The 6,371-nt window shown below is 61.2% G+C and carries 4 protein-coding genes; 1 reads left to right on the top strand and 3 read right to left on the bottom strand.

Translation table 11 applies throughout. The annotated features are described in order from the left end of the window. Positions 1-663 precede the first annotated feature (663 nt). Entirely contained in the window at positions 664-1,776 is a 1,113-nt protein-coding gene (locus tag BCD49_RS22720) for an epoxide hydrolase family protein (RefSeq protein WP_071041876.1), read from the bottom strand. A gap of 31 nt (positions 1,777-1,807) precedes the next feature. Further along, positions 1,808-1,948: a hypothetical protein gene (locus tag BCD49_RS44600; RefSeq protein ID WP_157845267.1), complete on the bottom strand. Its 141-nt coding sequence runs from the start codon at positions 1,946-1,948 to the stop codon at positions 1,808-1,810. A 726-nt stretch (positions 1,949-2,674) separates the two neighbouring features. On the opposite strand from BCD49_RS44600, the gene BCD49_RS40925 reads away from it, so the two are divergent. Continuing rightward, positions 2,675-4,294 (top strand): ATP-dependent nuclease, encoded by a 1,620-nt coding sequence (locus BCD49_RS40925; RefSeq protein ID WP_335341703.1) that lies wholly within the window; start codon positions 2,675-2,677, stop codon positions 4,292-4,294. Positions 4,295-4,668: 374 nt separating this feature from the next. Here BCD49_RS40925 and BCD49_RS46470 read toward each other — a convergent pair whose 3' ends face one another. Beyond that, positions 4,669-5,616: a restriction endonuclease gene (locus BCD49_RS46470; RefSeq protein WP_442960522.1), complete on the bottom strand. Its 948-nt coding sequence runs from the start codon at positions 5,614-5,616 to the stop codon at positions 4,669-4,671. Between the last annotated feature and the right edge of the window lie 755 nt (positions 5,617-6,371).

Raw genomic sequence — 6,371 nt, 5'->3', positions numbered from 1 at the left:
AGCCGCCGGACCAACTCGCCACGCTCGTCCTCAGACAGGACGACCTCAACCGCAGCAGAGCCGGAACGCACCATAGCGACAGAGTAGTACTTACCCGCCTAATTTCTGACGGGGCACACTAGTGCGCTGACCACGAATATGTGCCGTCCCTAGGGCGTCGCGCGCGTGGTCTGGACCGTGGCATTTGAGCGTGCCCATAAACACGCCCATCCGACACACTCCCGTTACCCTCCGGGGATCTGTGTCATTTGGGCGTGCCTATAGAGGGGCTCATCCGCCGCGGTTCGCACTTGGTGGAGCCGTCCGGCGAGAGCGCACCACCGTGCGGGCTATGTCTGGGGTAACCCGGGACACCGGCGACCGGATTCAGCGCCACCAGGGCCGACTCAGGCGCACACGTCCGGCTACTGTCCGCAACTACGCTCGGTGTGGCGTTCGCGTGGCGCCTGGAGATCGCGGCGCTGGTGCGGATACCTGCCGAAGTGACGCCAGGCCGCCCGGCTCGGCGTTGCTGCTTCTTGGTGTCGCTGCGGACGCCGTTCACCCAGGTGATCGCCGAGCACCTGTCGCCGTCGTCGCAGATTCGGCCATATCACGGCGTTGACGACACGTTGGCGACGATCAGGGCTGCTCCACGGCGGGGCGAAGCCGGCGGACACGGCACTAGCGCAGAGGTCGGAAGAATGCCCGTACGTCTTCCACGAAGATGTCCGGCACCTCCATTGCGGGGAAGTGGCCGCCGCGKGGGAGCTCGGTCCAGTGCACGATGTTGAAGAATCGCTCGGCGTGCGGCCGGAGCGACCGGACCAGTTCTCCCGGATAGTTGGCCACGCCGGTCGGCACGGAGACCCGTCGCTGCGGCACCATCGTCTCCGGGGCCTGGCGTCGCTCCCAGTACAGCCGGGCCGACGACGCTCCGGTGAGGTTCGCCMAGTAGACCATCACGTTGGTCAGCATCTGGTCCTTGGTGAGGACAAAGGTGCCGCCGGACTGGTCGGTCCATTCGTAGAACTTCTCGATGATCCAGGCCGCCAGCCCGGCCGGTGAGTCGTCCAGCAGGTAACCGATCGTCTGCGGTCTGKTCCCCTGGATCGCGTCGTAGGCGCCGCCGGTGCGACCCATCCGCCGCGCCCACGCGGTCGGAGGAGCGGCCGCCTCGCCGCTGGGCGGCGGCACGTTCATCAGGTTGACGTGCAGGCCAAGGACGCGTTCCGGGCGCAGCTCGGCCATGTTGTAGGACACGATCGCGCCCCAGTCCCCGCCCTGGACGCCGTAGCGCTGGTAGCCGAGCCGGTCGGCGATCTCACCGAAGGCGGTGGCGATCCGCCGGGGGTTCCAGCCCGTATCCGTGGTCGGGCCGGAGAATCCGTAACCGGGCAGCGAGGGCACCACCAGGTGGAACGCATCGGCCGGGTCGGCCGGATCGGCCAGCGGGTCGATCACGTCAAGGAACTCGACCACGGAACCAGGCCAGCCGTGGGTCAGGAACAACGGGACGGCCGTCGCGTGACGCGACCGAATGTGCAGGAAGTGGAAGCGCTGGCCCTCGACCGTCGTCGTGAACTGCTCGTAGCGGTTCAGGCGGGCTTCGTGGACCCGCCAGTCATAGGAGTCCAGCCAGTAGCGGATGACCTCCCGGAGTACCTCCAGCGGGAGGCCCTGCTCCCAGCCGATGCCCGGTATCTCATTCGGAAGCCGGGTCCGCCGAAGCCGTTCGGCCAGGTCGGTGAGGACGTCGGCCGGCACGTCGACCCGGAACGGATCCAGCGCTGTCACTCGCGCGATGTTACCGAAGACGGCCCCAGGTTCAGCCCTTCAGCAGCTGCCTCGACATCACCACGCGCTGGATCTGGTTGGTGCCTTCGTAGATCTGGGTGATGTTCTCCTCAAGAGATCGACATCGCTGTGACCTGTGGACATGTTCGGCCGACGGCGGGTAGCCGTGCACGAATCCACGTCCTGTCCACGGCCAGGACTTCGAGCTGGGGTGGGAGACGTGAGCGTGCCGGACCCGCCATGGTCGGGTCTCGGCTGCCGCCAAAGCCCCGCGTCTCGGTCCGATGTGAGTGACTCGCGAATCGCCGAGTCGCGGAGTCGGGCCAGGTCGCCAACCTTCAGATCCGTAGGCTTCGGCGACCCGTCCATGAACATCCACGGACGTCCGCCGGTGCAGGTCAGGCGCCCGACTGCGTCCATGCACGTCCGCTGACGTCCGCCCCCGTTGCAGTACAACTGCCGTACACCAGTCCGCAGACGGCGGCAACGAAGCGTCGGACGGGTCGACCAGCGGGATAAGAGGAGAGGGCGTGTCGTCCATGCGCGTCCGCCGACTCGGGTACACGGTTGGGTGCAGTGCTCTGGCTGTACCCGGCCGCATCGGCTCGGCGCTCGCCCGGTCGTAGCGCCCAATCGCCTGGCACTGGTCACCGGACCCGGGAGCGTCCTCTGGCATCTGTGCGAGTGCAGCACCGTTGCGGTGTAACTTGTTGGCTGCACGAAAGCGCCGTTCGGCTCGCCGGTTATCGGCTCGAACCGCGTAAGGGAGGGCGCCGACGCCGCTACACCCCCCTGTAACATCTTCGCGGTGACCGCTCCCGCGACTGCCGGCCTGCCGGCTATCGATCTTACTTGGAACGACGTCTTCCCGGGTGCAGACCGGGGAATCGATTCCTTCATGCGACTGGAATCCTGGGATTGCCCAATCACATACTTTGTGGGCCGCAATGGCAGTGGCAAATCACGCGCTGCTCGGGCCGTATCGACGCGGGTCGAAGGAGCTAGGCTACTTATAGCCGATCGACTTCTTGGCCTGATGGCGATTACTTCATACACTTATGGCATTGAGYCAAACCAAGACCATTTCAAGGGGCTTCCGCTTGGAGACCCTGAACGACACCAGGCCGGCGTCGGCGCCAAGAGAACTGGAGTAGCCTCCGAGGAGATTTATAACCTCAGAGAAAGGCCGGAGGTGTGGCTACGAGTTGCCGCATTTATTCGGAAGACTCTCGGGCGGACGATAGAGATACATGAACAGTCCGGCTATTTGGATCCACATGTGCGAATCGGCAACTCTTCGTATTCGCTATTCCGAGAGGAAGGACATGGGCTGCGAGAGTTAGTGACGCTGCTTGCTGCCACCTATGGTGAAGACTGGCGAATTCTCGTAGTCGATGAGCCGGAGCTACACTTGCATCCGTCGATGGTGCGACTGTGGCTCGCAGAACTTGAGAAAGAGTGCAGAAACTCGGGACGACGCGCTGTCGTTGTGACCCATGAACCGAGCATGATCCAGCCCAAAAGCGTCGATGATTTGAACGGAATTTGGTACTTCTCGACGGGCAAGCCGGCCTGCCGACTCGGATCCTGTATCCTGCCAGCACAGACGAAGCGCGTTACAGCCTCCCTACAACGCTATCCTCAGCTTGTGAGTACTCTGGTGTTCTCTCCTCGACCAGTTCTGGTCGAGGGTATCGACGACGTCACCGCATTGACTGTGGCGCTAATGAGGACACAATCACCTGAGATCGTCGCTCAGACAGATCTCGCAGAGTGCGGAAGTAATGGGGGAGTCGCCCTCTGGTTTGAAATCGGAAATTCGATCGGGTTCGACGTCAGAGCAATCGCCGATCTCGACTCGTTCTTCGCGCCGGAAGTGCAACGAACAATGGATTCCTCGAGCTACGTTCGATCGCGGTATGGAAGCGATTTGGCGGCCGAACCGGCTACGACCTCGACCGCACTGCGGCCACTCATCGAGCAGATGAACAAAGAAAGTATTCTCCCGAATCCGAAGAACCGCGCACAGTGGCTAGCCCATCTCAAGGACGAAGGTGGCCACTCGGCGCGGAAGTCAAAGCTCATCGAAATTTGGCGCGGAGCTGGACTCTGGATTCACCCGCAAGGCTGCCTTGAGGACGTGCTGGGGATCACCGAGAAAGGTGCGGAACGGGCTCGTCTCGCTGCGCAAATGGCCGGCCCAATTGATGACGTGGCTGATTGGTGCGCGTTCAAGCTTGACCATATGGGTGAAGTTGAGCTCCTTCTAAATGTAGCGGTAGAGAAGATCGCTCACCAACTGATGGAGGCGATCAGGATTGATCCAGAGGCAGAATTCGACGCACCAGCTGGACCGAATGCCATCATTGACGAGCGACTAGTGCAAGTTATTTCTCTCGGCGCCGGCGAGTATGAGTTGCGAGTCAAGGCGCCGACCGCCTTCGCCGGTTGGTGGCTTCGCTTTTCACGGCAGACACCCTCGTCTGATCTGGTTCTCAAGAGTCCGAAGATAGACTGAGGTGCGGGTACGCGTAGTTGCGAATCCGCAGTTTGGGTATCTGCTTGTATACATGGGTGGCCAACGCTTGTCGGAATGCCGATTTGCTCGGTAGCGGCAGCCTGTTCCTGCGGGCCATTTGTTCTGTAGTTTCATCTGAATCATCCACGCAGATCCACGGCCGTCCAGGGAGTCCGGTTACCTCGGCCGTCACGTCCACCAGTGTCCATGAACGTTCACCGATGTCCGTCGGCTCGGCTGTCAACTTGGCTGTCAGATCCCCTCGCCTCGAAAAGATCGTCGACGATCTTCGGTGGCAAGCTGACTTGTACCRCAAGCGCGTGCCAGCGCCGAGGAGTGGAAGCRGCGCGGCGTGCTCGTCCAAGACTCACGGCTTAAATTTGGTGTGCCGAGTCACRGTTCCTGTATCTTTTGGCGGCAATTCGTCGCGACCACAGGCGTTTATGGGCTACCAACTTTCGGGAATGTCGGTACACTCGATTGAAAAAGAAGTTTCCGGCCCCAAAATACAGATCCGAGGGTAATAGATTAGTGCTCGTCAGGGTTTCGTCGGTGAATATTTGGCGCCAACCAGGCCATGCGGACCCTGATGTGGACCCACGAAGTGCCTTCACGAGACGCCGAAAGTCGGCCGAGAGGAGCGCGTTAACTATCGCTAGAGGGAGGATGAACGATATGGCAGAGATTGCCAACAGAAATACCATCTGTACTGTTTGAGGAACGAGGAAAGCTGCAACAAGGAGCGCGCATCCGGCCAAGGGGTAGATCGCAGAAAGAGAGGTGAAGATTATTTTTGTGGATAGCTTGAGGGGCTTTCGAAGCGCGACTGGAGTGTTTATCGGTGTCGACCATATAAGGTCTCGGGCAAAGTAGTTTTGAGCCTTGATGTGCCCGTTCAGGTAAAGCGTAAAGAGGGCGACCTGGTGGTCGGAATCGGACGACCAGCGAAGTGCCGGCTTCGTATACCCGGATGTGGAAAAAAATATTCGGCGCTGCCCCGGCTCAGACGAACCAACGAGGCGCTGCACCTCCGGAATTCCCACTCTATTTCGGGTCCAGAATTTGGTCTGAGCCACTGCACCCGCTGACCAGACATCGATCCCGTCATCGGTTCCGCGGGGTGTAACGACGGCGTCGCGATAGCCGAACTTTTGGAGCCAGGATGCGGATACTCGCTCCGCGTCCTCTGGAGTAATTATGGCCAGAGGCCATTCGACGCCCTCAGGGACGTAGTCGCTCGAAGAGTCGGATGGAAGTGGGGGGAGTTTACCTTCAAGTTCGACATTCGACGGGATGAAGTGTCCGATTGAGATTGTTGCCATGGCCGATATGGCTGCGACCAATAGGAGGGAGCCGCGAAGGGCTTCACCGTCCGAGAGTTGAGTCAGCAGGAGAAAGAGGCCATCGAATAGAGCAAAGATCCACGCTGATATCCAAGCACGTGGATACGTGAAACCCAGGCGATTTGTTTCCCTGGCTATTTCAGTCAAGGCGATTGGGCCTAAGGCGGCCGTGCTCCCATAGAGGACGCCGACTCTCGCCACTAGAAGAATGGCTACCGGGACGGCCAGGATAAAAGCTCCGATCCCAGAAATTAGACGTCGCGTGCGATGGTCCTTGATATAGAACCTGGCCCAGTCGTGGCGTCGAGTTTCGATCTCCGCTCGCGAAAGTAGATCTTTTGGTGGCTCCGGGCTTGCTAGATTCGCGTTCTGCGACACGGGCCAATGGTGCCATGTGGGTCCGACAAACTTGCATGACGTGAGGATCGATGCGGGTTGCGATGGCATGGCGATCGGGCACGACGCGCCGGCGAGCACGGCCCGCCAGGGCCGCGCGCAGCCGTCGCGCGGCGCGACACTTGATCCCAAATCGAGAAATTCGGCAGGCCTGCGGCATAGGCGGCGCCGACGCCCTGGTAGCAGCGGACCTGGTGGCGAGCTACAGCGGGCGCAGAGCCGACCTGTCCGCAGCCGGCGCCGAGGTCTGGGCCTGACTGCCGTGACTCGGCGGCGAGTGGCGGCCCTAGGAACCGGTGGCGTAGCCACCGGTTCCATCTGTGCCCTCGCAGCGGGGT

This window comes from Pseudofrankia sp. EUN1h, from assembly GCF_001854645.1.
GTDB classification, from domain to species: domain Bacteria; phylum Actinomycetota; class Actinomycetes; order Frankiales; family Frankiaceae; genus Pseudofrankia; species Pseudofrankia saprophytica.
Note: the sequence above shows the minus strand (reverse complement) of the source record. Positions and strands in the feature narration are given on the sequence as shown.